We start from the raw sequence: 24,851 nt of genomic DNA, 5'->3' as shown, positions 1-24,851 counted from the left end.
TAGCTGCGTTCGGTGGCACAATATCTGCTGCAACCCAAGGCCCTTCCCCAGCCACAGTCGCATCCGCCAACCGGTTCAGCCGTGTCGCGGAAGGTTTACCAACCAGCTCATGTCTCCTTCAGGGAGACGGAGGTCAGCGAAATATGAGCGAGACAACGTCCGTTTACCAAGCCTACCAGGGCAACACCTACCTCTTCGGCGGCAATGCGCCCTATGTCGAAGAGATGTACGAGAACTACCTTGCCAATCCGGGCAGCGTGCCCGACTCCTGGCGCGAGTACTTTGATGCATTGCAACATGTTCCCGCTTCGGATGGGACGGATGCGCGGGATGTGCCCCACCAGCCCGTGATCAACGCTTTTGCCGAGCGTGCCAAGCAAGGCGGAACCAAGGTGGTGGTGGCCAGTGCCGATGCCGAGATGGGGCGTAAGCGCACCGCCGTGCAACAACTCATCGCCGCCTACCGCAACGTCGGTGCGCGCTGGGCCGACCTCGATCCCCTCAAGCGCGCCGAGCGCCCCCAGATTCCCGAACTGGAGCCGTCCTTCTACGGCTTCAGCGATGCCGACCAAGAAACGGTGTTCGACACGAGCAACACCTTCTTCGGCAAGGACAAGATGCCCCTGCGCGAGCTGATCAACGCGCTGCGCGAGACCTACTGCGGCACCATCGGCGCCGAGTACATGTACGCCACCAACCAGAACCAGAAGCGCTGGTGGCAGCAGAAGCTGGAGAGCATTCGCAGCAAGCCGGCATTCAATGCCGACAAGAAGAAGCGCATCCTTGACCGCCTGACAGCCGCCGAGGGCCTTGAGCGCTACCTGCACACCAAGTACGTCGGCCAGAAGCGTTTCTCTCTCGAGGGCGGTGAGAGCTTCATCGCGGCCATGGACGAGCTGATCCAGGATGCTGGTTCCAAGGGCGTTCAGGAGGTGGTGATCGGCATGGCCCATCGCGGCCGTCTGAACGTGCTGGTCAACACCCTGGGCAAGATGCCCAAGGATCTGTTCGCCGAGTTCGACCACACCGCGCCTGAGGACCTGCCCGCAGGCGACGTGAAGTACCACCAGGGCTTCAGCTCCGATGTGTCCACCCCCGGTGGCCCTGTGCACCTGAGCCTGGCGTTCAACCCCTCGCACCTTGAAATCGTCAACCCCGTGGTCGAGGGGTCGGTGCGTTCGCGCATGGACCGTCGCGGCGATCCCAAGGGCAAGCAGGTGCTGCCCGTGCTGGTGCACGGCGACGCCGCGTTCGCTGGCCAGGGCGTGAACCAGGAAACCCTGGCACTGTCGGAAACCCGTGGCTACACCACGGGCGGCACGGTGCACATCATCATCAACAACCAGATCGGTTTCACCACCTCTGATCCGCGTGACCTGCGCTCCACGCTGTACTGCACGGACATCGTGAAGATGATCGAGTCGCCTGTGCTGCACGTGAACGGCGATGATCCAGAGTCCGTGTGCTTGGCCATGCAGCTGGCGCTGGAGTACCGCATGGAGTTCTCCAAGGACGTGGTGGTGGACATCGTCTGTTATCGCAAGCTGGGCCATAACGAGCAGGACACCCCCATGCTCACCCAGCCGCTGATGTACAAGAAGATCGCCCAGCATCCCGGTACGCGCAAGCTGTACGCCGACAAGCTCGCCGCCCAGGGCCTGGGCGAGAGCCTGGGCGACGACATGGCCAAGGCCTACCGTGCCGCCATGGATGCAGGCAAGCACACGGTTGATCCTGTGCTGACCAATTTCAAGAGCAAGTACGCCGTGGACTGGAGCCCGTTCCTGGGCCAGACGTGGAGCGACGCAGCCGACACCGCGATTCCTCTGACCGAGTGGAAGCGTCTGGCTGAGAAGATCACCACCATTCCCGAAAGCGTTACGCCGCACACCCTGGTGAAGAAGGTCTATGACGACCGCGCCGCCATGGGCCGTGGCGAGGTCAACGTGGACTGGGGCATGGGCGAGCACATGGCGTTCGCGTCGCTGGTCGCATCGGGCTACCCCGTGCGCCTGTCTGGCGAGGACTGCGGCCGTGGCACCTTCACGCACCGCCACGCCGTGATCCACGACCAAAAGCGCGAGAAGTGGGATGTGGGCTCCTACGTGCCCCTGCAGAACGTGGCCGAAAACCAGGCGCCGTTCGTCGTCATCGACTCCATCCTGTCCGAAGAAGCCGTGCTGGCCTTCGAATACGGCTACGCCTCGAACGACCCCAATACCCTGGTGATCTGGGAAGCGCAGTTCGGCGATTTCGCCAATGGCGCGCAGGTGGTGATCGACCAGTTCATCGCCTCGGGCGAAGTCAAGTGGGGCCGTGTCAACGGCATCACGCTGATGTTGCCGCACGGCTACGAAGGCCAGGGCCCCGAGCACAGCTCGGCCCGCCTGGAGCGCTTCATGCAGCTGGCCGCTGACACCAACATGCAGATCGTGCAGCCGACCACGGCCAGCCAGATCTTCCACGTGCTGCGCCGCCAGATGGTGCGCAACCTGCGCAAGCCGCTGGTCATCATGACGCCCAAGTCGCTGCTGCGTAACAAGGACGCCACGTCGCCGCTGTCCGAATTCACCAAGGGCGGTTTCCAGACCGTGATTGGCGAGCAGGACGAAGCCATCGTCAAGAACGCCGCCAAGGTTAAGCGCGTGATCGCCTGCTCGGGCAAGGTGTACTACGACTTGGTGAAGAAGCGTGCCGAGAAGGGCGCGCAGGACGTGGCCATCATCCGCGTGGAGCAGCTCTATCCGTTCCCGCACAAGGCATTCGCTGCCGAGGTGAAGAAGTACGCCAAGGCGACCGAGATCGTGTGGTGCCAGGACGAGCCGCAGAACCAGGGTGCCTGGTTCTTCATCCAGCACAACATCCACGAGAACATGCTGGCCGGCCAGAAGCTCGGCTACGCTGGTCGTGCCGCCTCGGCTTCGCCTGCCGTTGGCTACGCCCACCTGCACGCCGAGCAGCAGAAGAACCTGGTGGAAGCCGCGTTCGCCAAGCTCAAGGGTTTTGTGCTGACCAAGTAAGGCCGCGAACCCACGTTCTCAGTACAAAACATCGCATTGGAAAGAATTCAAAATGGCAATCGTTGAAGTCAAGGTCCCCCAGCTGTCTGAATCCGTGGCCGAGGCCACCCTGCTGCAGTGGAAGAAAAAGCCCGGCGAAGCTGTGGCAGCCGATGAAATCCTGATCGAAATCGAGACCGACAAGGTTGTGCTCGAAGTGCCCGCGCCCGCTGCTGGCGTGTTGGCCGAGATCGTGCAGGCCGATGGCGCCACCGTGGCCGCCGACCAGCTCATCGCCAAGATCGACACCGAGGCTGTGGCGGGTGCTGCTGCCCCGGCGGCTGCCCCCGCGCCTGCGGCAGCAGCTCCTGCAACTGCTGCTGCGGCTGCACCAGCGGCCGCTGCGGGTGGCAACAAGGGCGGCGTGGCCATGCCTGCCGCCGCCAAGATCCTGTCCGAAGCCAACATCCCTGCCTCTGCTGTTGCCGGTACCGGCAAAGATGGCCGCGTGACCAAGGGCGACGCCTTGGCCGCCGTGGCCGGTGGCGTGAAGTCCACGGCTGCAGTCATTCCAACCGGCGTGCCCACCAAGGCACTGCCCCAGGTGGCTGCACCGTCTGCCGCGCAAGACCTGGGCGAGCGCCCCGAGCAGCGCGTGCCCATGAGCCGCCTGCGTGCCCGTGTGGCCGAGCGTCTGCTGCAATCGCAGTCCACCAACGCCATCCTGACAACGTTCAACGAAGTGAACATGGCCCCGGTGATGGACCTGCGCAAGAAGTTCCAGGACGCGTTTACCAAGGAGCACGGTGTCAAGCTGGGCTTCATGTCCTTCTTCGTGAAGGCTGCCGTGCATGCCCTGAAGAAGTACCCGGTGCTCAACGCCTCGGTGGACGGCACCGACATCGTGTACCACGGCTACTTCGACATCGGTATCGCCGTGGGCTCGCCCCGTGGTCTGGTGGTGCCCATTTTGCGCAACGCCGACCAGATGAGCTTCGCCGACATCGAGAAGAAGATCGCGGAGTTCGGCAAGAAGGCTGCTGAAGGCAAGCTGGGCATTGAAGAAATGACCGGTGGCACCTTCTCCATCTCCAACGGCGGCACCTTCGGCTCGATGATGTCCACCCCCATCATCAACCCGCCGCAGTCGGCCATTCTGGGCGTGCACGCCACCAAGGACCGCGCCGTGGTCGAAAACGGCCAGGTCGTCGTGCGCCCGATGAACTACCTCGCCATGTCCTACGACCACCGCATCATCGACGGCCGCGAAGCCGTGCTGGGTCTCGTCGCCATGAAGGATGCGCTGGAAGATCCTTCGCGCCTGCTGTTCGACCTGTAATCCTGAAAGCAGGGTTCACGTCTCCCAACCCACCCTCGGCCAAGCCCTGCGGTGGGTTTTTTCTCATCTCACACTGAAGTAACCATGAGCAAGCAATTCGACGTCATCGTGATCGGCGCAGGCCCTGGCGGCTACATCGCCGCCATCCGCGCGGCCCAGCTGGGCATGCAGGTCGCCTGTATCGACGAGTGGAAGAACGACAACGGCGGCCCCGCTCCGGGCGGCACCTGCACCAACGTGGGCTGCATTCCCTCCAAGGCGCTGCTGCAGTCGTCCGAGCACTTCGAGCATGCCACCAAGCACTTTGCCGAGCACGGCATCAGCACCGGCAAGGTGACCATGGACGTGGCCACCATGATCGGCCGCAAGGACACCGTTGTGAAGCAGAACAACGACGGCATCCTGTACCTGTTCAAGAAGAACAAGGTCAGCTTCTTCCATGGCCGTGGCGCGTTCTCCAAGGCCGTCGAAGGCGGCTACGAAATCAAGGTCGAGGGTGCAGCCAGCGAAACCCTGGTAGGCAAGCAGGTCATCGTGGCCACCGGCTCCAACGCCCGCGCGCTGCCGGGCGTTGCATTTGACGAAGTCAACGTGCTGTCCAACGACGGCGCGCTGCGCGTGGGCGCCGTGCCTAAGAAGCTGGGTGTGATCGGCTCGGGCGTGATTGGCCTGGAAATGGGCAGCGTGTGGCGCCGTCTGGGTGCCGACGTCACCATCCTCGAAGGCCTGCCGACCTTCCTGGGTGCCGTGGACGAGCAAATTGCCAAGGAAGCCAAGAAGGCGTTCGACAAGCAAGGCCTGAAGATTGAGCTGGGAGTGAAGATTGGCGACATCAAGTCGGCCAAGAAGGGCGTCAGCATTGCCTACACCAACGCCAAGGGCGAAGCCCAGACGCTTCAAGTTGACAAGCTCATCGTTTCGATCGGCCGCGTGCCCAACACGATTGGCTTGAACACCGAAGCTGTGGGCCTGCAGCTCGACGAGCGCGGCGCCATCGTGGTCGACGCTGACTGCAAGACCAACCTGCCGGGCGTCTGGGCCGTGGGCGACGTGGTGCGCGGCCCCATGCTGGCGCACAAGGCCGAGGAAGAGGGCGTGGCCGTGGCCGAGCGCATCGCGGGCCAGCATGGCCATGTCAACTTCAACACCATCCCCTGGGTGATCTATACCAGCCCCGAGATCGCGTGGGTGGGCCGCACCGAGCAGCAGCTCAAGGCCGACGGCGTGAAGTACAAGGCCGGTACGTTCCCGTTCCTGGCCAACGGCCGCGCGCGCGCGCTGGGCGACACGACCGGCATGGTCAAGTTCCTGGCCGATGCCGCCACCGACGAAATCCTGGGCGTGCACATCGTGGGCCCGATGGCCTCCGAACTGATCTCCGAGGCCGTGGTGGCCATGGAGTTCAAGGCCAGCGCCGAGGACATCGCGCGCATCTGCCATGCCCACCCCTCGCTCTCGGAAGCTACCAAGGAAGCGGCCCTGGCCGTTGACAAGCGCACCCTGAACTTCTGATAAGTTCATGATGAAAATGGCTGCCAGCGCTTGCCAGACAAGCGCTGGCAGCTATTCTTTTTGATAAACAAGGAGATTGCGGGTGAACGTCAGGCAGGCATACGAGGCGGAACTGGCCGCCAAGGGTTTTCACAGCGACCCGGCGCAGCTGCGCGCCGTCGATGCCTTGGAGCGCTGTGCGCAGGAGTGGCGCGGCTACAAGCAGCGCCGCTCCAACGCCCTGAAGAAACTCATCAACCGCCCCGAGATTCCGCGTGGCGTGTACATGTACGGCGGCGTGGGGCGCGGCAAGAGCTTTCTCATGGACTGCTTCTTCAACGCCGTGCCGCTCAAGCGCAAGGTGCGTTTGCACTTCCACGAATTCATGCGCGAGGTGCACCGCGAGCTGGCCGTGCTGCAGGGCACGCAGAATCCGCTCGACGTGCTGGGCGCGCGCATCGCCAAGCGCTACAAGCTCATCTGCTTCGATGAATTCCACGTCGCCGACATCACCGACGCCATGATCCTGCACCGCCTGCTGGTGGCGTTGTTCGATAACGGCGTTGGCTTTGTCACCACGTCCAACTTCGAGCCCGACGGGCTGTACCCCGGCGGACTGCACCGCGACCGGATCCTGCCCGCCATTGCGCTGCTCAACGAGCGCATGGAAGTGATCAATGTGGACAACGGCACCGACTACCGCCGCCGTACGCTGGAAAACGCCAAGCTTTACCACTGCCCGCTAGGGCCTGAAGCCGACGCCGCCATGGCCGCCATGTTCGACCAGTTGGCCGAAGTCCATGACGAGGATCCGGTGCTGCACATCGAGGCGCGTGAGATCCGTGCCCTGCGCCGGGCTGGCGGCGTGGTGTGGTTCGACTTCCGTGAGCTCTGCGGCGGGCCGCGCTCGCAGAACGACTACCTGGAAATTGCCACGCAGTTCCACACCGTGCTGCTGTCGGGCGTGCCGCACCTGCCGGTCAACATGGCCTCGCCCGCGCGGCGCTTCACCTGGCTGGTGGACGTACTCTACGACCGGCGCGTCAAGCTCGTCGTGTCAGCGGCCGTGCCGCCCGAAGACATCTACACCGAAGGCCCGCTGGCCCACGAGTTTCCGCGTACCGTATCGCGCCTCAACGAAATGCAGTCGAAGGAATACCTGCAGCTGGAGCGGCGCGTGGTGGACACCGGTTTGACGTGAGGCGGCAGGCTGTGTGCGGAGCAGGGAAAATGCCGTTATGAAACGTTTTCTCCCTTTCTCACCCCGCGTGCTGGTTGTCTGCCTTGCCGCCTGCCTGCTGGCCGCCGCGCCGGTGCGTGCGCAGCAGGGGGCAGCCCCGGGCGAAGCGGCGCAAGCCGCGCCGTCAGCCCTCCAGGCGCAGCGCGCGCAGACGCGTGCGCGCATCGCCAGCGAGCGCGAGGCCCTGGCGCAAGAGCGGCAGGCAGCTGAGGCCGCGTGCTACCAGCGCTTTGCCGTGGAGGATTGCCTGTCCCAGGTGCGGGCACGCGACCGTGAGGCGCAGACGCGCTTGCGCCGCGAGGAGCAAGCCATCAGTGATGCCGAGCGCCGCGAGCGCACGGCCGATCGCCTACGCACCATCGAGGAAAAACAGCGGGCCGCGCAGGACGCCGCAGCCGGCGCCGTGCCGCGCGCACCAGCGCCCAGGATGGCGGTACAGGAGCGCATAAACCGCGATGCCCAAGCGCGTGAGCGCGCCGAGCGCCAAAAGGCCCATGCCCAGTCCAAGGCGGCCGAAAACGCCCAGCGCGCCGCGGCCGCCCGCACGCGCGAAGCCGAGGCGCGCGAACGCTACGAAGCCAAGCAAAAGCAAGCGCAGGAACGCCGCGAGAAGCACCGCCAGGAGGCCGCCGAAGACGCTGCCCAGGGGCGCAAGCCAGCCGCGAGCCTGCCGGTTCCTGGCGGCCAGCCTTGAGTGCTTGAGTGCTTGAGGGCGTGGGCCTTAACCGCCGGGGAAGACGATGCGCGGCGGTTTTTTCTCATCCTCCAGCGGCTCGATCTTGACGATCGCCAGCGACAGGTTGTCGCCGCCGCCGCGCGCGCGTGAGCGCGCCTTGTCGATCAGGAACTCCGTGGCTTCGCGCGGCGACAGGCCCTCGATGACGGAGGCCAGCTCATTGGGCGAGAAGTAGTGCCACACGCCATCGCTGCAGGCCAGGATGACGTCGCCGGGCTGCAGCTGGGGAATGAAGTGCGTGGTGGCGGGCGGGTCGCTTTCAGCGCCCAGGCAGCCCACCAGGATGTTGGAGTGGGGGTGCACGTTGGCCTCGGCTTCTGTGATCTCGCCGCGGTCCACCAGTGCCTGCACGTAGGAGTGGTCCAGCGTGCGGTGCAGCAGACGGCCATGCTGGAAGTGGTACACGCGCGAGTCGCCCGCGTGCACCCAGTGGCAGTCGCCGCGCGGGTTGATGAGGAAGGCCGCAATCGTGCTGTGCGGCTCCTGCTCGGCCGAAATTGCTGTGAGCCGGATGACGATGTGCGCTTCGTTCACCAGGTTCTTCAGCATGCTGGTGGCGTCGTCCGTCTCGGGCGAATAGCGCTCGAAAAGCTGGCGTGCCGTCATCATCACCTGGTCTGACGCCTTGCGGCCGCCGCTGCGCCCGCCCATGCCGTCGGCCACGACGCCCAGCACGCAGCCGTTGAAGCGCGGGTGCGCGAGTACCGCCACCTGGTCTTGCTGGTAATCGCGGTCTCCTTTGTGGATGCCGGTCGATGCGATGAGGCGAAATGGTTTGCTCATGCTGTGGTCGTGTCGCGTAGGCGCATGGGCAGTCATTATGATGGCTTGCCATCTTTGTCTTGCCCGCCCGTGCGCCCTGTGTTGTGTCTGATGTTGTTGCCGCTCCCGCCGTGACCAGCGCACTTGCGCAGGCTGTGGCGCAGGCCTTCGCCGGGCAAGGGCCGCTGGCGCAGGCCGACACGCATTTTCGCCCACGCGCGGGCCAGGTGGCCATGGCCCAGGCCGTGGCGCAGGTTATTCAGGACGGTGGCGCGCTCGTCGCCGAGGCCGGCACCGGCGTGGGCAAGACCTTTGCCTACCTGGTGCCCGCGTTGCTCAGCGGCCAGCGGCTGTTGGTGTCTACCGCCACCAAGGCATTGCAGGACCAGCTTTTCCTGCGCGACCTGCCGCGCGTGCAGGCCGCCCTGGGCGTGCCCGTCCGTGCGGCGCTGCTCAAGGGGCGCTCCAGCTACCTGTGCCTGGAGCGTCTGGAGCGTGCCTGCCGGGGCGTGCCCGGGCAACTGCTCGATCCGCAGTGGCTGCGTGCACTGGCCCGTGTGCAGCAGTGGGCGCGCGGCACCCGCAGCGGTGACCTGGATGAGCTGCCCGGCCTGGACGAGGCCACGCCCGTGCTCCCGCTCATCACCTCTACGCGCGACAACTGCCTGGGCGCCGCCTGCCCGCATGCCAGCACCTGCCATGTGAACCGCGCCCGTGCCGACGCTCTTGCGGCCGACGTGGTGGTCGTCAACCACCACCTGTTCTTCGCTGACCTGGCGTTGCGCACGGCGGGCGTGGCCGAGCTGCTGCCCCGCGCGCGCGTGGTGGTGTTCGATGAGGCGCACCAGCTCTGTGACACTGGCCTGCAGTTCACCGGCCTGCAGGTGGGTACGGGCGCGCTGCGCGCCTTCGCGCGCGATGCCCTGGCTGAAGGGCTGGCCCAGGCACGTGGCCTGGCCCCCTGGCTGCCCCTGGCCACGGCGCTGGAGGATGCTGTGCGCGGCCTGCGCCAGGCCGCTGGCGTGCAGCCCGAAGGCGCCCGCCTGCCCTGGCAGGAGGCACTGCCCCAGGGCGTGCCCGCCAGCGCCTGGCACCAGGCCATGCAATGCTTGGGGCAGGCGTGCGCCAGCCTGGTGGCTGCCCTGGGCATGCTGCAGGACAAGGCTCCCGCACTGGCGCAGCTGCATGTGCGCGGCACAGGGCTGATGCAGCGCATGGCGCACTTCGCGGTGCCGGGCGTGCCCGGCGCGGTGCGCTGGCTCGACGTGGGCACGCAACTGCGCTTCGTCGAGTCGCCCCCGGACATTGCCGACACCATGCGTGCGCTGATGCAGCCGGTGGCTGGCACGCCTGCCACGGCCTGGATTTTTACTTCGGCCACCCTGGGCGGCGATGCCACGCTGCGCTGGTTCACCGGGCCGTGTGGCGTGGAGGATGCACGTATCCTGCGGGTGGAGAGCCCTTTCGACTATGCGCGCCAGGCGGCACTGTACGTGCCGCCGGATATGCCGCCGCCTTCTTCCAGCGCTGCGCACAGCCAGGCCGTGGCGGCACTCGCGGGCGATGCCGCGCTGCGCCTGGGCGGGCGCACCATGGTGCTGACCACCACGCGCCGTGCACTGCACGCCATTGGCGCGGCACTGCAGGAGCGCCTGGCGGGGCAGGGCCTTACCGTGCTAGTGCAGGGCCAGCAACCGCGCCACCTGCTGCTGCAGCGCCTGCGCCAGGGCGGTGCCGTGCTGGTGGGCGCAGGCAGCTTCTGGGAGGGGGTGGACGTGCCCGGTGACGCGCTGCAGTTGCTGGTGATCGATAAGCTGCCTTTTGCCCCGCCAGACGACCCGCTGGCCCAGGCGCGCGCCCAGCGCCTGGAGGCTGCGGGCCGCAGCGCCTTCCGTGAGCACGCCTTGCCCGAGGCCGCCGTGGCCCTGCAGCAAGGCGCAGGGCGTTTGATACGGCACGAGGCCGACCGGGGCGTGCTCGTGGTGTGTGATACGCGCCTGCGCACCATGGGCTACGGCAAGCGCCTGCGCGCGGCGCTGCCGCCCATGCAGTGGCTGGCATCCGAGGCGGAATTTGCCCAGGCCTTACAGGGGCTAGGTTCCGGGTGACGGTGAATGCTATTTTTCTGATAGCTTCCAGCGCTTGCTACTTGGGTTTTTCGGGTGTTTTTGATGCCCTATCCGTTGCTAGCCAAGCGCAACCAGCTATCAAAAGAGGAGCTCGTGCCAAGCGCCTGTGCGGCGTAAGCCAAGAGTGCCCCAGCTCATTGGCCGGCGGGCGACGGTATGGGGGCCTCGGCACTGCCATTCGGCAGCGGCAGCAGCGGCGGCAGCATGGCCAGGCGCGCGGCCGCCTTGTGGCCTTGCTCCACGGCGCGGCGCATATCGCCGAGCAGGCCGGCCCACTCGTGCACGGCGGCCACTTCCAGTTGCCCCAGGGCGCCGGCGCGCAACAGGGCCGCCTTGGCATCTTCGTAGGTGGCGTCGAAGATGGCATGGGCTGCGTCTACGGCGGCCAGGGCATCGCTGGCACCTGGGCTGCTTTCGGGCACGGCGGCTTGCGGGTCGGCGGCCTCGAAGAACGCCAGGGCAGCGGCGCAGGCCGGGGCCAGGGCATCCAGCGGGCTGGCGTGCCCGGCCTCCAGCGCCTGTGTGCGTGGCGTGCGCAGCACCTGCTGGCCAGCCTGGGCCATGACGCGCGCCAGCGTGTCGTAGTAGCCGGCGATGCGCAGCAGCTCCGGCATCTGTTCGGCCACGTCGCGCGATAGGGCCTGGCGGCTCACGTCGCTGACGAAGGTGCCGACCTGTTGCAGCAGTTGCTCCAGCGTCTGTAGCTGGCGTGCCAGCTGTGCGCCTGCCTGGGCTGCGGGCGCGGGCCATGGGGGGGCGAGCCGCGTGGCGTCTGCGGCGAGCTGCATGGCCAGGTGGCCGACACGCGTCATCTCGCGGCGCAGGGCTTGCAGCGCCAGTGCGGGCACGGCGCTGACGTTGCGGTCAAGAAAGCGGGCGCGCGCCTCATCTTCCTCCGCTGAGCGAAAGCGTGCGAGCAGAAAGCGCGCCAGTGGTTTGGCCAGCGGCCACATCAGCAGCACGCCCAGCAGGTTGAAGGCCGTGTGGAAGATGACGAGCTGCGTCACCGCATCGCTGTGGCCCGTGAGCCACTGGCCCACGGTGTCGATGAGTGCCAGCAGCGGCCCCAGCAGCGCCAGCGCCACCACGGCGGTGACAACGTTGAACAGCACGTGCGCGGCAGCCAGGCGCCGTGCGTTGGCCGTGGCCTGGATGGCCGCCAGGATGCCGGTGAGCGTGGTGCCCACGTTGGCACCAATCACCATGGCCGCGCCCACCTCCACGGCCAGCGAGCCCCCGGCCACGGCGGTGAGCACCACCGCCAGCGTGGCCGAGGAGGCTTGCAGCACCACCGTCATGCCCAGGCCGATCAGCACGGCCAGCGCCAGGCCCTGTAGGTCGCTGGCCAGCGCCGGCAGGGCCTGCGGTCCCAGGCCGCTGAAGCCCTGGCGCAGCAGCTCGATGCCCAGGAACAGCACGCCAAAGCCTGCGATGGCCTGGCCCAGCGCGCCGCGGCGTGTGCCGTTGCCGCTGATGTACAGGCCCATGCCGAGCCCGATGAAGGGCAGGGCGAAGGCATCGGCCTTGACGGAAAAGCCCAGCCAGGCCACGAGCCAGCCGGTAACGGAGGAGCCGAGGTTGGAGCCAAACACCACCCACAGCGCGGAGCTGAAGCTGAGCAGCCCGGCGTTGACGAACCCGATGGCCGCCACCGTCATGGCGGTGGATGACTGCACCAGCGCCGTGAGCGCCACCCCGGTCACCAGGCCGTGCAGCGGCGTGCGCGTCCAGGCGGCGAGGATGCGCTCCAGCGCGCGCCCGGCAGCGAGCTTGAGGCCGTTGGTCAGCATGGTCATGCCGAGCAGAAACAGGCCGATGCCGCCCAGCAGCGTGCCGGCGGCGAGCAGGGGCGTGGCGGTGGTGCTCAACGGATAGGTTGCGGCGCCCGCGCGGCCTTCTTACTTGGTGCCGAAGATGCGGTCGCCCGCATCGCCCAGACCCGGCAGGATGTAGCCATGGTCGTTAAGCTCGCGGTCGATGGCGGCGGTGTAAATAGGCACTTCGGGATGCGCCTTCTGCAGCGTGGCCACGCCTTCGGGGGCTGCCAGCAGGCAGACGAACTTGATGGAGCGCGGCTGCAGCTGCTTGAGCCGCTGCACGGCGGCGGCGGCGGAGTTGCCGGTGGCCAGCATGGGGTCGACAACGATGATGTCGCGCTCCGCCATTTCCGAGGGCATCTTGAAGTAGTACTCGACCGGCTGCAGCGTCGCCGGGTCGCGGTACAGGCCGATGTGGCCGATGCGCGCGCCGGGCACCACGTTGAGCATGCCGTCAAGGAAGCCGTTGCCCGCGCGCAAGATGGAGACGAGCACCAACTTCTTGCCGTCGATCATCTTCGCGGTCATGGTCTCCAGCGGGGTTTCGATGGTCACGTCCTGCAGGGGCATGTCGCGCGTGACTTCGTAGGCCATCAGCGTGGACAGCTCGCCGAGCAGGCGGCGGAAGCTGTTGGTGCTGGCGTCCTTTTTGCGCATCAGGGTCAGCTTGTGCTGTACCAGGGGGTGGTCTATGACGTGGACGTTGCTCATGGGTTGTTCTTGGGAGCAGAGAAAAAGAAGGGCGCTCAGTCTGCCAGAAAGCGCGCATAGCGCGCCAGGTCGACGTTGCCGCCGCTGATGATGATGCCCACACGCTTGCCGCGCAGATCGACCCCGCCGTGGCGCGCGCCTGCAAAGGCCAGCGCGCCCGTCGGCTCGACCACGATCTTCATGCGCTCGGCAAAAAAGCGCAGCGCGTGCACCAGGTGCAGGTCGCTGGCGGTGACGATGCCGTCGGCATGGCGCCGGATGACCTCGAACGCCAGCGGGCTCAGTGCCGTGGTCAGCGCGCCATCGGCGATGGTGCGCGGCTGGGCAATGGTGACGATCTGCCCACTGCGCAGCGACTGTTGTGCGTCGTTGGCGGTCTCGGGCTCCACGCCGTACACCTCGCAGGCACTGCCCGCTGACTGTGAGGCCAGCAGGCTGCCAGCCAACAGGCCGCCGCCGCCCACGGCCACAAACAGGTAGTGCAGGCGTGGCACTTCCTGCAGCAGCTCCAGCGCTGCGGTGCCCTGGCCCGCGATGACGTGCGCGTGCTCTGACGGCGGCACCAGCGCCATGCCGCGCTCCTGCGCGATGTGCTGGCTGATGGCTTCGCGGTCTTCGGTAAAGCGGTTGTAGGTGACGACTTGGGCGCCATAGTGGCGCGTCGCCGCCATCTTGGACGCGGCCGCGTCCTCGGGCATGACGATCAGCGCCGGGATGTCCAGCAGCCGCGCCGCCAGCGCGATGGCCTGGGCATGGTTGCCGGCCGAGAAGGTGAGCACGCCGCGCTCGCGCTGTGCGGCATCAAGCTGGGCGAGGGCGTTGTACGCGCCACGGAATTTGAACGAACCGGTGCGCTGCAGGTTCTCGCATTTGAAGAACACCTGGGCGCCGAGCAGCTCATCGGCCATGCCCGAGCGCAGTACCGGCGTGCGGTGCGCCACGTTCTGCAGGCGGAGCGCGGCGGCCGCCACGTCGGCGGCGGTGGGAGGGGGCAGGGCGATGGGGTTCATGGCGGCGTCCTCGGGGGCACGAGTGCTGTGCGGCGATGGGTCTGCATCTTACCGGGAATCTTGGTTGAAAAGGCAGCTAGCGCTTGTCTATCAAGCGCTATTAGCTATCAATTAAAGAGCAATGCAATGGCTGCTGAAGGCGGCGGCATGCCATGCCTGCGGGCTCACTCGAACCGTTTCTCGTCGTGTCAGATAAGTGCAAAAACGACGCCTTTGAGTGTAGGCAGACGTTTTTTACTGTTTCCACAGTACCCTGTGAGGGATACACCCACCAACCACCACGGGTTCACTGGAGTCAAAATGAAGTTTTCCCGGAGAGATTTTGTCAAGAGCATGGGCACGGGCGCTGGCGCGCTGGCAGCCTTGAATGCTTCCGGCTGCGGGAGCAGTAGTAGCGCGTATTCCGACGCTGCGCCTCTGTGGGCGGCTGATGCGGTCCGGAACAAAATCGTCGTCATCAGCGATATCCACCTCGGTATCGAAGACCGCTACACCGAGACGCTGAAAAACCGGCCGCTGCTCATCAAGTTTTTGCAATGTCTGCAAAACACAAAAGATGTGCGTGAACTGGTGATTGCCGGTGATTTTCTCGATGAGTGGTTTTTGCCGGTTTACTACTATCCGCTGTATACCGACCAGGACCAGTTCTACAGGAATGTCATCGCGAACAACCAAGGTGTCATTGATGAGCTGAACAGGGTCATTGCCAGTGGGATCAAACTGGTCTATGTCCCTGGAAACCATGATTTGACACTCAAGCCAAGCGTGTTGCAGGAGGCCATTCCCCAACTGGTGCAGGCTGGGAGCGCGGAGCCTCAAGGGCTCGGCACGTACTATACCGGTGACCGAAACGAAATTGTCATCGAGCACGGCCATCGCTATGACGTATTCTCGGCACCCGATACGGTAACCAATGAAGCGTTGTGTGGCAATCAGGGCAAGACAATCTTGCCAGCAGGCTATTTTTATGCCCGTTATGCCGCAACCTGGGTGCTGGAAGGAAAACCCAAGGTGGCCCAGAATCTGCCCGTCATCAGTCCCGGCGATTATGCGGGCCTGAAGGATTCTGCTTATGTAGACCAAGCGGGTGCATACGCGTACTACAGTATCTTGGATAATATCTCAAAAAAGATGACGCCCTATGAGAGTGGCGAGGATCACTTTGCGACCAATAAAATATTCAAGATCCGTATCTCTGGTTTTAATGGGGATTACACTTATAAGGATTTTTACCCCGCCATGTTGACGGATGAGCAGACGGGTAAGAAGTATATTTCTGCTCCTACGCTGTTCAGAAATATTCAGCTTTCTTGGCAGGCGCGCCAGGTGGCTAATAAGGTCAAAGTTCCCGAGGCTCCCTTTGCAGTGTCGGTCGCTGGCGCGGTTCCTCCAGCATTCCCTGATTCATTCTTCTCCAGGGCAAAGGCAAATTATTTGGAGAATCCAAATGAGAAGAATGTGGAGGTGGTTGTTTTTGGCCACACCCATGTGCCCATGTGCCGCTATGTGGATGGCGGTAAATGCTATTTGAATTCCGGAACTTGGATCGACGAGAATACCGAGCACCCGGCCACCCGTACTTTCGTGGTCATCACGACCGGATCGACCGGCAAGGATGCGACAGCGATTCGCCAGTTCGTCAAAGAGGGGGAGGTCGCAGACATCACGGCCAGCGTCAGTGCGTGATGGCAATCTTCCGGGGCTGAGGGTGGTTTTCAGCAGTCCTTGCAAAAGGTCGGGAGAATCACGCCTTCGCTGCGCTGCTACACCAGCAGTCGCACCCGGAAGACGCCATTTGCGATTTCATAGAGTAGTTCGGCATCGTAATTTTTGGCGAAGGCGGCAACACTTTTGCTGCCGATGCCATGCCCCTCGCTGCGAACCGCGGGAAGACCGTTGCCGTCCAGCGTGGTGTCGGGGCTGCAGGGATTTTCTATTTCCAGCAGCAGCCGTCCAACATGGTGGCAGGTGAGCAGAAGGTAGGGTGTCTTGCCTTGCGGCAGGTTCTGGCAGGAATGGATGGCATTTTCCATGAGATTGGAAATCACCATGGAGAAACCGATGGGGTCGACGTCCAGGTTGTCAGGGATATCCAGGCATATTTCCGTGCGGATGCCCGCTTGTTCCGCCATGCTTGCGTAGTGGCAGACGGCGGCGTTGATGGCCGGGTTCTCGCAATAGGCAGTGCTGGTCGTTGGCGTTGCGTGTCTGTCGGCTTGCAGCAACGCCGCAGCTTCTCTGGTTTGCCCTCGTTCCAGCAGTCCCAGTAGCACGTTGTGGAAATGGCGGCGATCATGTGCTGCGCGGCTGTTCTGTGCCGATGCGTCTTCCATCAGCTTGATTCGCTCTGTCATTCCATTTGTCGCCAGCTGGAGATATTCTTTCTCAACACGCATGAGCGCATTTTCTTCGCGCATGGCATGCTGTCGGGTGATGATTTTGAGGGAGTAAATGATGGAGGTGTAGACCGCAAACCCCAGGAAGATGAGAAGGAATAAAGGCAGTTGATTCCTGGTCAGTGTGTCGCGAATGTCGCCGCCAAAGAAGTACCCCAGCAGACAGGCCAGCAATGCAACGATAGGCAGCAGGTGGATATGCCAGTAGTCCAGCACCTTGCGGTACGGTGCAGACACCCATTTTTTAAATGCCAGGATGAAGGCTGTAAAAAGCAAAAAACGTGCGATTGAATTGCCGTACAGTGGATTGGGGAAGATATTTCGCAAGAAATAACTCAGAAATACAACGGCGGAGTAGATGTTGATCATGGTGACATAGCTGAAGCACCATTGCATGATCGTGTCTGTGAACAGGGGCTTTAGGGTGATTCCGATCACCAGCAGCATCGCGAGGTCGACATAAAAAACGGCCGTGTAGTTTTGGGTGCGGTAAAAGTAATAGTTCGCACTGATGTTTATGCTTAATATGAGTGCGATTGCCAAAGCGTAAACGGCCTTGCTCTTGTACTTGGGTGTGGCCATGGTGCAGAGCAGGAGGACCAGCATGGCATCGGTGACCACGGCCCTGAGTAAATCGGGAAAATGCGCCATCATCTCGCGTTTACCTGGCCGCCCGTTCTTGCCATCAGGTAATTCATATAAGTGTCACGGACCACTGCGTATCGTTTCGGGGCAATCGGAATGGTCTTTCCGCCGTGGAGCGTGAAGTCGCCCTTGGCAAAGCGCTCAATCCGGCGCATGTTGACCACAAACGAGGCGTGGCACTGCAGGAAATGCCTTTCCCGCAAGAGGGGGGCACAGTATTCCGAGAAATTTTCCCGAAAGGTGCGGCTGCGCACTGTCTCGCCACTCGCCATGTTGAAGATGGCGGCGTGGTTGCTGTATTCACAGCAGATGATGTGTGCCATGTTGACTACACGCAGGCTGTCGAGGGTTTTGACGGCAAAGCAGGGCTCTTCGGCGGTGGCGACCCTGGCGAGGGCCAGTGCCAAGGCATCGAACAGCTGCGGCGCGCCGATCGGCTTGACCAGATAAGACAACGGATGGGCGGCATAGGCCTGCAAGGCGAATTGCGGCTCCGTGGAGGCATAGATGATTTGCGCTTCACGGTCGATGCGGCGGATTGCCTTGCCTAATTCCAGTCCGCTGACCATCGGCATGACGATGTCCAGCACGTAGACATGAAAGCGCTCTGCCTCCATGGCCGTCAGTAGTGCATCCGGATGGTTGAAGCCGATCACTTCCGCGTCGACGCCGTTGCGGGATACGTACTGCTCGGTGAGTGCGACGAGGTGTCGCAGTTCATGCGACATGTCGTCGCAGATCGCTATACGCACCATGGATCGTTCTTCAGCAAGACAGCGGGAAGGTGTCACGTTCGCTTTGTGGGCGAAGGGGCAGGGCAGACTGGGCGCCCCGTGTGGGGCGCCAGCGTTCAGCGGCGCTTGCCGTTGCCCCCGAACAGGCTGCCCATGACGCCGCGCAGAATTTCCTTGCCCAGACTGGAGCCGACGGTGCGCGCCGCCGTCTTGGCCATGGTCTGCACCAGGCCATCGTGCTTGGCGCCGCGTGGGCCCGTGGTGCCAAAGAGTACGTCGTTGAGCCCGCCTAGCAGGCCGCCGTCGGTGCCCTGCGCGGGCGCGCCGCCCACCGCTGTGCCTGCGGCGGGTGCGCCAGCGCGCGCCTGCAGCTTCTCGTAGGCCGATTCGCGGTCCACCATCTTCTCGTACACGCCCGCCACCAGTGAGCCCGCGATCAGCGCCTGGCGCTGCTGCGGCGTGATCGGGCCAATCTGGCTGCCCGGTGCCAGCACATAAACGCGCTCGGTCACGCCGGGGCGGCCTTTTTCGTCCAGGCAGCTCACCAGTGCTTCGCCCACGGCCAACTCGGTGATGGCCGCCTCGATGTCCAGACCAGGGTTCTGGCGCATGGTGGTGGCCGTGGCCTTCACGGCCTTCTGGTCGCGTGGGGTGAAAGCGCGCAGCGCGTGCTGCACACGGTTGCCGAGCTGGGCCAGCACGGTGTCAGGGATGTCCAGGGGGTTCTGCGTGACGAAGTACACACCCACGCCCTTGGAGCGGATCAGGCGCACCACAAGTTCGATGCGCTCGACCAGTACCTTCGGCGCCTCGTTGAACAGCAGGTGGGCTTCGTCGAAAAAGAACACCAGCTTGGGCTTCTCGGGGTCGCCAATCTCAGGCAGGCGCTCGAACAGGTCCGACAGCATCCAGAGCAGGAAGGTGGCGTACAGGCGCGGCGCGTTCATCAACTTGTCGGCCGCGAGGATGTTGACCATGCCCTGGCCGTCCACGGTCTGCATGAAGTCGTTCAGGTCGAGCATGGGTTCGCCGAAGAACTTGTCGCCGCCCTGCTGTTCGATCTGCAGCAGGCCGCGCTGGATGGCGCCCACGCTGGCGGCGCTGATGTTGCCGTAGGCGGTGGTGAACTCTTTGGCGTTGTCGCCCACGTAGGCGAGCATGGCGCGCAGGTCCTTCAGGTCGAGCAGCAGCAAGCCATTGTCATCGGCGATCTTGAACACCAGGTTCAGCACGCCCATCTGCGTATCGTTGAGGTTGAGCATGCGCCCGAGCAGCAGCGGCCCCATGTCGGAGATGGTGGCGCGCACCGGGTGGCCCTGTTCGCCGAACACGTCCCACAGCTGCGTTGGGCAGGCCGTGGGCGTGGGCAGCGGCAAGCCGCGCTCTTGCAGCGTGGCGGCGAGCTTGGGCGCCAGGCTGCCCTGCTGGCTGATGCCGGTGAGGTCGCCCTTCACGTCGGCCATGAATACGGGCACGCCGATGCGCGAGAAGCGCTCCGCCAGGGTTTGCAGCGTCACGGTCTTGCCCGTGCCCGTGGCGCCGGTGATGAGGCCGTGGCGGTTGGCCAGGCCCGGGAGCAGGTGGCAGGTGGTGGTGGCGTGCTGCGCAATCAGGATCGGGTCGGCCATTTCGGGTTTCCTCGGGGGGCTTTGGCGGGCAAAAGTAAAATCGGGGGCAATAGGGTAATTCAATACAAAGGACGCTTCGTGGCAGGACACAGCAAATGGGCCAATATCCAGCACCGCAAAGGCCGCCAGGACGAAAAGCGCGGCAAGGTCTGGACCCGCATCATCCGTGAAATCATGGTTGCCGCACGCCAGGGCGGGGGCGACCCGACGGCCAATCCGCGGTTGCGCTTGGCCATCGACAAGGCCAAAGCGGCCAACATGCCGGCCGACAACATCAAGCGCAACGTGGACAAGGCCACAGGCAACCTCGAAGGCGTGGTCTACGAGGAAATCCGCTACGAGGGCTACGGCATCGGCGGCGCGGCCATCATCGTCGACACCATGACCGACAACCGCGTGCGCACCGTGGCCGAGGTGCGCCACGCTTTCAGTAAGTACGGCGGCAACATGGGCACCGAAGGCTCGGTGGCGTTCCAGTTCAAGCACTGCGGCCAGCTCATCTTTGCCCCCGGCACGAGCGAGGATAAGGTGATGGAAGTGGCGCTGGAGGCCGGTGCCGAGGATGTGATCGCCGATGACGACGGCGCTATCGAGGTGCTCACCGCGCCGGGCGATTTCGAGGCCGTGCGCGACGCGCTGGAGGCCGCGGGCCTGAAGCCTGAGGTGGCCGAGGTGACCATGCGCGCCGAGAACACCATCGAGCTCGCGGGCGACGACGCCGCGCGCATGCAGAAGCTGCTCGACATGATCGAAGAACTGGACGACGTGCAGGACGTTTACCACAACGCCGCCCTCTAGAAGAACCAGCAAGGATCCCATGAAAGTACTCGTCATAGGCGGCGGTGGCCGCGAACACGCGCTGGCCTGGAAGCTGGCCCAGTCGCCCCGGGCCACCAAGGTCTATCTTGCGCCCGGCAACGGCGGCACGGCGCACCACCCCAAGTTCGAGAACCTGCCCATCACCGGTGTGGTGCAGTTGCGCGAGTGGGCGCAGGAACAAAAGGTGGGCCTCACGGTGGTCGGCCCCGAGGCACCGCTGGCCGCCGGCGTGGTGGATGAATTCCGTGCCCACGGCTTGCGTGTTTTTGGCCCGACCAAGGCCGCCGCGCAACTCGAAAGCTCCAAGGCCTTCTCCAAGGCCTTCATGCGCCGCCACGGCATCCCCACGGCCAACTACGACACCTTCACCGACCCGGCCGCGGCCCACGCCTTCGTGGACCGCCTGGGCGCGCCCATCGTCATCAAGGCCGACGGCCTGGCGGCGGGCAAGGGCGTGGTGGTGGCCATGACGCTGCAGGAGGCCCACGACGCGGTGGACTTCATGCTGGTGGACAACAAGTACGGCGTGACGCACAACGAAGGCGGCGCGCGCGTCGTCATCGAGGAATTCCTCGCCGGCGAGGAAGCCAGCTTCATCGTGCTGTGCGATGGCAAGAACGTCGCTGCCCTGGCCACCAGCCAGGACCACAAGCGCCTCAAGGACGGCGACCAGGGCCCCAACACGGGTGGCATGGGCGCGTACTCGCCTGCGCCCGTGGTTACGGCCGACGTGCACGCCCGCGCCATGCGCGAGATCATCATGCCGACCATCCGCGGCATGGAAAAGGACGGCATTCCCTACACCGGCTTCCTCTACGCCGGCCTGATGATCGATGCCCAGGGCCATCCCAAGACGCTGGAATTCAACTGCCGCATGGGTGACCCCGAGACGCAGCCCATCATGATGCGCCTCAAGAGCGATTTGGTGGACGTGATGCTGGCCGCCACCGAAGGCAAGCTCGACCAGGTTGAGCTGCAGTGGGATCGCCGCACTGCGCTCGGTGTGGTGATGGCCGCGCACGGCTACCCCGAGGATCCGCGCAAGGGCGACGCCATCACGGGCCTGCCGCCCGAGGCCGACGACGCCATGGTGTTCCATGCGGGCACGCAGTTGCAGGACGGCGTGCTGCGCACCAGCGGCGGCCGTGTGCTGTGCGTGACGGCGCTGGGCGACAACGTGCGCCAGGCGCAGCAGCGCGCTTACGACGTGGCGCGCGGCATTCACTTCGATGGCGCGCAATACCGCCGCGACATTGGCCACCGGGCGGTGAAGAGCTGATGGCACTGTCGGCATTCAATCCGCCCAGCACGGCCGAGCGTGTGCGTGGCTACCTGCTCGACCTGCAATCGCGTATCACCGGCGCGGTCGAGGCCATCGAAGGGCCGCGCGGCGCGCGCTTTCTGGTCGATCCCTGGCGCAAGAGCCCCGATGAGCCCTTGCAGGGGGATGGCGTCACGCAGATTCTCGAAGGCGGGCGCGTGTTCGAGCGCGCCGGCGTCGGCTTCTCGCACGTGCGTGGCGCCAAGCTGCCGTCCTCGGCCACGCAGCACCGGCCCGAGCTGGCTGGCGCACCGTTCGAAGCCATGGGCGTGTCGCTGGTGTTCCACCCGCTCAACCCCTATGTGCCGACGGTGCACATGAACGTGCGCATGATCTCGGCGGGGCAGCCCGGACAGGAGCCGGTGTGCTGGTTTGGCGGCGGCATGGATTTGACGCCGTACTACGGCTTCGAGGAAGACGCGGTGCATTTCCATCGCATCTGCCATGACACCCTCAAGCCCTTTGGCGAGGGGCTGTACCTGCGCTTCAAGCGCTGGTGCGACGAATACTTCTACCTCAAGCACCGCGACGAGCAGCGTGGCGTGGGCGGCATCTTCTTTGATGACTTCTCGGCCCTGGGTTTTGAGCGCAGCCTGGCGATGACGCAAGCCGTGGGCGACGCTTTTCTGCCCGCCTACTTGCCCATCGTCGAGCGCCGCATGGCGCTGCCGTTCGGCGAGCGCGAGCGTGCTTTCCAGCTCTACCGGCGCGGCCGCTATGTCGAGTTCAACCTGGTCTGGGACCGGGGCACGCACTTCGGCCTACAGTCGGGGGGGCGCAGCGAGTCCATTTTGCTGTCCATGCCGCCGCTGGTGTCGTGGCAGTACCGGCGTGAAGATCCCCCGGGCTCGCACGAGGCCGAACTGACGCGGCGCTTCCTGGTACGGCGCAACTGGATTTGACGCTGCAAACTCTCTTTTTGATAGCTGCTGGCGCTTGCTCCATAAGCCCTGAAGCCCTCAAAGACTCTTAAAAAACAGACCCCGCCATCGTTCCGGCCTCTTGGCGTTCGGGAACATGCGGGGCTCTGTCCTGGCGCAATGCGCGCTATATTGCCTTCACTTTTGACCACCCAATACCCGATGACCACCTCCACCAAAACGGAAACCGCAGCCAAGAAGGACGTCACCAAGCTCCAGCGTGCCATCGTCGATGGGCTGGAGGACGTGAAGGCCCAAGACATTCAGGTCTTCAACACCGAGCACCTTTCGCCGCTGTTCGAGCGCGTGATCGTGGCCACCGGCAGCTCCAACCGCCAGACCAAGGCCCTCGCCGCCAGCGTGCGCGACGCCGTGCGCGAGGCGGGCTTTCCAAAGCCGCGCTCCGAGGGCGAGGAAAACGGTGAATGGATCATCGTGGACTGCGGCCAGGCCGTGGCGCACATCATGCAACCGGCCATCCGCCAGTACTACCGCCTGGAGGAAATCTGGGGTGACACGCCCGTGCGTCTGAAGCTTGGTGCCGCCAAGCCGCGCAAGCTGACGGCGTCGGAAGACGAAGCACCCGCCAAGGGCGCCGCAAAGCCTGCTGGCAAAGCTGCAGCCAAGAAGTCCGCCGCCGTGAAGAAGGCCCCGGCGCGCAAGACCGCAGAAGCGGCGCCGAAGAAGGCTGCCGCCAAAAAGGCCCCCGCCAAGCAAGCCCCCAAGGCCACCGCTGTCGCAGCGAAGAAGCCCGCGGCCAAGGCCGCCGCCAAGAAGGCGCCCGTGAAAACCGTGGTGGTGAACAAGCCCGTGGCCAAGAAGGCGGCGCCGAAGGCCGCTGCCAGCGCCAAGAAGCCGGCCGCGAAGAAGGCCCCGGCCCGTAAGGCAGCCGCCAAGAAGTCTGCGCCCAAGGCCTGATCTTGAAGACCCCGGGGGCTGAGCGATGAAGCTGCTCATCGTGGCCGTGGGCCAGCGCGTACCCGACTGGGCGCAGACGGCCTACGACGACTACGCCAAGCGCTTTCCGCCGGAACTCAAGGTGGAGCTCAAGGCCGTCAAGACTGAGCCGCGCGGCTCCAAGACATTGGAGACCCTCTACGCGGCGGAGCGCGAGCGCATTGAAGCCGCCATTCCACGCGGCACCCGGGTCGTGGCGCTGGACGAGCGTGGCACCAGCCTGACCACCAAGGCGCTGGCCGAGCGCCTCAAGGGCTGGCAGCTTGGAGGCGACGATGTGGCGCTGGTCATCGGCGGGCCGGATGGGCTCGATCCGGCGTTTCGCCAGGCCGCGCACGAGCGCATCCGCCTGTCCGATTTGACGCTGCCGCACGCCATGGTGCGCGTGTTGCTGATCGAGCAGCTTTACCGCGCCTGGTCCGTGAATGCGGGGCACCCGTACCACCGTGAGTGACCCCGTGTTTTGCCGCGGGGCCGCCCCAAGGCAAAACGCAGCCCTCTTGGGGGCAGTGACCCGCGCTGCAGCGCAGTCTGCGGTATCTTTTTCATAGCTGCTAGCGCTTGATGGTTAAGGCCCGGAGGCCAATTTGACCCATAAATTCATCTACCTCGCCTCGCAGAGCCCGCGACGCCGCCAACTGCTGGAGCAATTAGGGGTGCGCTACGAACTGCTGCTGCCCGGCCCCGAAGAGGACGCAGAGGCCATCGAGGCCGTGCTGCCGGGCGAGGCCCCTGCGGACTATGTGCAGCGCGTCACGGCGCTCAAGCTCGACGCAGCCGTGGTGCGCCACGCCCAGCGGCGGCTGGCGCCGGCACCCATCCTGTGCTCCGACACCACGGTGGCGTTGGGCCCGCGCATCTATGGCAAGCCCGCGGATGCGCAGGATGCCGCGCGCATGCTGGCCGAGCTGGCGGGGCGTGAGCACCAGGTGCTCACCGCCGTGGCCCTGCAGGCGGATGGGCAGCGCCTGGCGGCGCTGTCGGTCTCGCGCGTGCGTTTCGGCCCGATCACGCCGGCGCAGATCGCCGCCTACGTTGCCAGTGGCGAGCCCCTGGGCAAGGCCGGGGCCTATGGCATCCAGGGCCCGGTGGCGCAGTATGTGGAGAACCTCGACGGCAGCTACACCGGCATCATGGGGCTGCCGCTGTTCGAGACGGCGGGGCTGCTGCGCGCCGCCGGGGTACTCGGCTGAGCAG

The 24,851-nt window shown here is 64.8% G+C and carries 20 protein-coding genes; 13 read left to right on the top strand and 7 right to left on the bottom strand.

Going from position 1 to position 24,851, the window contains the following annotated elements; translation table 11 throughout:
• Positions 1-143 precede the first annotated feature (143 nt).
• The 5 genes from BN2503_RS03825 to BN2503_RS03805 all read left to right on the top strand — a co-directional run bounded on the left by BN2503_RS03825 (position 144) and on the right by BN2503_RS03805 (position 7,763).
• Complete coding sequence (locus tag BN2503_RS03825; RefSeq protein WP_054255325.1) at positions 144-3,020, top strand: 2-oxoglutarate dehydrogenase E1 component; 2,877 nt, start codon at positions 144-146, stop codon at positions 3,018-3,020.
• A 52-nt stretch (positions 3,021-3,072) separates the two neighbouring features.
• Positions 3,073-4,338, top strand: coding sequence for a 2-oxoglutarate dehydrogenase complex dihydrolipoyllysine-residue succinyltransferase (gene odhB / locus BN2503_RS03820; protein WP_054255324.1), 1,266 nt, complete (start codon positions 3,073-3,075; stop codon positions 4,336-4,338).
• An 84-nt stretch (positions 4,339-4,422) separates the two neighbouring features.
• The gene (gene lpdA, locus BN2503_RS03815) at positions 4,423-5,850 is read left to right on the top strand and encodes a dihydrolipoyl dehydrogenase (RefSeq protein WP_054255323.1); all 1,428 of its coding nucleotides are present in this window, start codon (positions 4,423-4,425) and stop codon (positions 5,848-5,850) included.
• Between the two features lie 82 nt (positions 5,851-5,932).
• Positions 5,933-7,030 carry a cell division protein ZapE gene (gene zapE / locus BN2503_RS03810; protein WP_054255322.1) on the top strand — a complete coding sequence of 366 codons (1,098 nt, stop codon included), beginning with the start codon at positions 5,933-5,935 and terminating at the stop codon, positions 7,028-7,030.
• A gap of 37 nt (positions 7,031-7,067) precedes the next feature.
• Positions 7,068-7,763 carry a hypothetical protein gene (locus BN2503_RS03805; protein WP_074930181.1) on the top strand — a complete coding sequence of 232 codons (696 nt, stop codon included), beginning with the start codon at positions 7,068-7,070 and terminating at the stop codon, positions 7,761-7,763.
• A 27-nt stretch (positions 7,764-7,790) separates the two neighbouring features.
• Here BN2503_RS03805 and BN2503_RS03800 read toward each other — a convergent pair whose 3' ends face one another.
• Positions 7,791-8,588 (bottom strand): PP2C family protein-serine/threonine phosphatase, encoded by a 798-nt coding sequence (locus tag BN2503_RS03800; protein WP_054255320.1) that lies wholly within the window; start codon positions 8,586-8,588, stop codon positions 7,791-7,793.
• Between the two features lie 110 nt (positions 8,589-8,698).
• Here BN2503_RS03800 and yoaA point away from each other — a divergent pair, with 110 nt between their 5' ends.
• Positions 8,699-10,675 (top strand): DNA repair helicase YoaA, encoded by a 1,977-nt coding sequence (gene yoaA / locus BN2503_RS03795; protein WP_054255319.1) that lies wholly within the window; start codon positions 8,699-8,701, stop codon positions 10,673-10,675.
• 155 nt (positions 10,676-10,830) lie between these two features.
• Here the strand turns inward: yoaA and BN2503_RS03790 are convergent, their stop codons facing one another.
• The 3 genes from BN2503_RS03790 to BN2503_RS03780 are packed head-to-tail and all read right to left on the bottom strand — an operon-like array spanning position 10,831 to position 14,234.
• Positions 10,831-12,564, bottom strand: a complete 1,734-nt coding sequence (locus BN2503_RS03790; protein ID WP_054255318.1) for a Na/Pi cotransporter family protein — start codon at positions 12,562-12,564, stop codon at positions 10,831-10,833.
• A gap of 30 nt (positions 12,565-12,594) precedes the next feature.
• Entirely contained in the window at positions 12,595-13,224 is a 630-nt protein-coding gene (gene upp, locus BN2503_RS03785) for a uracil phosphoribosyltransferase (RefSeq protein WP_054255317.1), read from the bottom strand.
• A gap of 35 nt (positions 13,225-13,259) precedes the next feature.
• Positions 13,260-14,234 carry a threo-3-hydroxy-L-aspartate ammonia-lyase gene (locus tag BN2503_RS03780; RefSeq protein WP_054255316.1) on the bottom strand — a complete coding sequence of 325 codons (975 nt, stop codon included), beginning with the start codon at positions 14,232-14,234 and terminating at the stop codon, positions 13,260-13,262.
• Positions 14,235-14,534: 300 nt separating this feature from the next.
• On the opposite strand from BN2503_RS03780, the gene BN2503_RS03775 reads away from it, so the two are divergent.
• Complete coding sequence (locus tag BN2503_RS03775) at positions 14,535-15,920, top strand: metallophosphoesterase (protein ID WP_054255372.1); 1,386 nt, start codon at positions 14,535-14,537, stop codon at positions 15,918-15,920.
• A gap of 77 nt (positions 15,921-15,997) precedes the next feature.
• Here BN2503_RS03775 and BN2503_RS03770 read toward each other — a convergent pair whose 3' ends face one another.
• The 3 genes from BN2503_RS03770 to BN2503_RS03760 form a co-directional block, all read right to left on the bottom strand.
• The gene (locus tag BN2503_RS03770) at positions 15,998-17,281 is read right to left on the bottom strand and encodes a GHKL domain-containing protein (protein WP_233495003.1); all 1,284 of its coding nucleotides are present in this window, start codon (positions 17,279-17,281) and stop codon (positions 15,998-16,000) included.
• On the bottom strand, positions 17,281-18,030 hold the full coding sequence (locus tag BN2503_RS03765; protein ID WP_054255314.1) for a LytR/AlgR family response regulator transcription factor: 750 nt from the start codon (positions 18,028-18,030) through the stop codon (positions 17,281-17,283). Before BN2503_RS03765 ends, BN2503_RS03770 begins: the two co-directional genes overlap by 1 nt.
• A gap of 95 nt (positions 18,031-18,125) precedes the next feature.
• Positions 18,126-19,637 (bottom strand): helicase HerA-like domain-containing protein, encoded by a 1,512-nt coding sequence (locus BN2503_RS03760; protein ID WP_054255313.1) that lies wholly within the window; start codon positions 19,635-19,637, stop codon positions 18,126-18,128.
• A 78-nt stretch (positions 19,638-19,715) separates the two neighbouring features.
• Between BN2503_RS03760 and BN2503_RS03755 the strand changes: the two genes are divergently transcribed.
• The 6 genes from BN2503_RS03755 (at position 19,716) to BN2503_RS03730 (ending at position 24,847) form a co-directional block, all read left to right on the top strand.
• Entirely contained in the window at positions 19,716-20,435 is a 720-nt protein-coding gene (locus BN2503_RS03755) for a YebC/PmpR family DNA-binding transcriptional regulator (protein WP_054255312.1), read from the top strand.
• Between the two features lie 19 nt (positions 20,436-20,454).
• Positions 20,455-21,735, top strand: a complete 1,281-nt coding sequence (purD, locus tag BN2503_RS03750; protein ID WP_054255311.1) for a phosphoribosylamine--glycine ligase — start codon at positions 20,455-20,457, stop codon at positions 21,733-21,735.
• Complete coding sequence (gene hemF / locus BN2503_RS03745; protein ID WP_054255310.1) at positions 21,735-22,679, top strand: oxygen-dependent coproporphyrinogen oxidase; 945 nt, start codon at positions 21,735-21,737, stop codon at positions 22,677-22,679. Before purD ends, hemF begins: the two co-directional genes overlap by 1 nt.
• A gap of 180 nt (positions 22,680-22,859) precedes the next feature.
• Complete coding sequence (rsfS, locus tag BN2503_RS03740; protein WP_054255309.1) at positions 22,860-23,615, top strand: ribosome silencing factor; 756 nt, start codon at positions 22,860-22,862, stop codon at positions 23,613-23,615.
• Positions 23,616-23,640: 25 nt separating this feature from the next.
• Positions 23,641-24,108, top strand: a complete 468-nt coding sequence (gene rlmH / locus BN2503_RS03735; RefSeq protein WP_054255308.1) for a 23S rRNA (pseudouridine(1915)-N(3))-methyltransferase RlmH — start codon at positions 23,641-23,643, stop codon at positions 24,106-24,108.
• Positions 24,109-24,241: 133 nt separating this feature from the next.
• Positions 24,242-24,847 carry a Maf family protein gene (locus BN2503_RS03730; protein ID WP_054255307.1) on the top strand — a complete coding sequence of 202 codons (606 nt, stop codon included), beginning with the start codon at positions 24,242-24,244 and terminating at the stop codon, positions 24,845-24,847.
• Positions 24,848-24,851: the final 4 nt, after the last annotated feature.

This window comes from Paenacidovorax caeni (genome assembly GCF_001298675.1).
Taxonomy (GTDB): domain Bacteria; phylum Pseudomonadota; class Gammaproteobacteria; order Burkholderiales; family Burkholderiaceae_C; genus Paenacidovorax; species Paenacidovorax caeni.
Note: the sequence above shows the minus strand (reverse complement) of the source record. Positions and strands in the feature narration are given on the sequence as shown.